The 1,959-nt window shown below is 56.3% G+C and carries 1 rRNA gene; it reads right to left on the bottom strand.

Annotated elements, in window-relative coordinates:
- Nucleotides 1-241: 241 nt before the first annotated feature.
- A 16S ribosomal RNA gene (locus tag EDF63_RS18325) occupies nt 242-1,763 on the bottom strand.
- Nucleotides 1,764-1,959 lie beyond the last annotated feature (196 nt).

The following is a 1,959-nucleotide window of genomic DNA, read 5'->3' as shown; positions in this document are numbered from 1 at the left end:
ACGGCCCAACCCCCAACCCGCCTCACAGCAGATCAGGAAGCCTGGTCCCTCAGGACCCAACAACGTGCACCAGCCAGCCCGTGCGACACCAACCCGTTCCAACCCCGCAAGCGGAGCGTACTGAGGCCAGCACCATCGGTACCAGCTGCACTGTCAATGTTCCACCCATGAGCTACCCGTCGGACACGTTCGGTCCGAATCAGGCGCCTGGACACCGCGAACGGTGCCAGATGCTCCTTAGAAAGGAGGTGATCCAGCCGCACCTTCCGGTACGGCTACCTTGTTACGACTTAGTCCTAATCACCGATCCCACCTTCGACGGCTCCTTCCACAAGGGTTAGGCCACCGGCTTCGGGTGTTACCGACTTTCATGACTTGACGGGCGGTGTGTACAAGGCCCGGGAACGTATTCACCGCAGCGTTGCTGATCTGCGATTACTAGCGACTCCGACTTCATGAGGTCGAGTTGCAGACCTCAATCCGAACTGAGACCGGCTTTTTGGGATTCGCTCCACCTTACGGTATCGCAGCCCTTTGTACCGGCCATTGTAGCATGCGTGAAGCCCAAGACATAAGGGGCATGATGATTTGACGTCATCCCCACCTTCCTCCGAGTTGACCCCGGCAGTCTCCTATGAGTCCCCGGCATAACCCGCTGGCAACATAGAACGAGGGTTGCGCTCGTTGCGGGACTTAACCCAACATCTCACGACACGAGCTGACGACAACCATGCACCACCTGTACACCGACCACAAGGGGGCGACCATCTCTGGCCGTTTCCGGTGTATGTCAAGCCTTGGTAAGGTTCTTCGCGTTGCATCGAATTAATCCGCATGCTCCGCCGCTTGTGCGGGCCCCCGTCAATTCCTTTGAGTTTTAGCCTTGCGGCCGTACTCCCCAGGCGGGGCGCTTAATGCGTTAGCTACGACACAGAAACCGTGGAAAGGTCCCTACATCTAGCGCCCAACGTTTACGGCATGGACTACCAGGGTATCTAATCCTGTTCGCTCCCCATGCTTTCGCTCCTCAGCGTCAGTTACGGCCCAGAGATCTGCCTTCGCCATCGGTGTTCCTCCTGATATCTGCGCATTCCACCGCTACACCAGGAATTCCAATCTCCCCTACCGCACTCTAGTCTGCCCGTACCCACTGCAAGCCCGAGGTTGAGCCTCGGGATTTCACAGCAGACGCGACAAACCGCCTACGAGCTCTTTACGCCCAATAATTCCGGACAACGCTTGCACCCTACGTATTACCGCGGCTGCTGGCACGTAGTTAGCCGGTGCTTTTTCTGCAGGTACCGTCACTTTCGCTTCTTCCCTACTAAAAGAGGTTTACAACCCGAAGGCCGTCATCCCTCACGCGGCGTTGCTGCATCAGGCTTTCGCCCATTGTGCAATATTCCCCACTGCTGCCTCCCGTAGGAGTCTGGGCCGTGTCTCAGTCCCAGTGTGGCCGGTCACCCTCTCAGGCCGGCTACCCGTCGTCGCCTTGGTGAGCCATTACCTCACCAACAAGCTGATAGGCCGCGAGTCCATCCCCAACCAAAAAATCTTTCCACCACCAGACCATGCGGCCAGTGATCATATCCAGTATTAGACGTCGTTTCCAACGCTTATCCCAGAGTCAGGGGCAGGTTACTCACGTGTTACTCACCCGTTCGCCACTAATCCACCCAGCAAGCTGGGCATCATCGTTCGACTTGCATGTGTTAAGCACGCCGCCAGCGTTCGTCCTGAGCCAGGATCAAACTCTCCGTAAAAAAATACAGACCCAACACCCAAAAGGTGCCAGACCGAGTTGATTCTGACTGTTGACTGTCTACTGACAATCTTCAATCCAAAAGGAATTGTCTCAAACCCAACCAACCCGAAGGAAGGCCAGGCACGAGGTCAATCAATAAATTGGCATTGACAATGTGCACGCTGTTGAGTTCTCAAGGACCAGACGCACTCCCC

Origin of the sequence: Curtobacterium sp. JUb34 (assembly GCF_003755065.1) — a bacterium.
Classification (GTDB): domain Bacteria; phylum Actinomycetota; class Actinomycetes; order Actinomycetales; family Microbacteriaceae; genus Curtobacterium.
The sequence above is the reverse complement of the archived record's forward strand: the minus strand, read 5'-3'. Positions and strand labels throughout refer to the sequence as shown.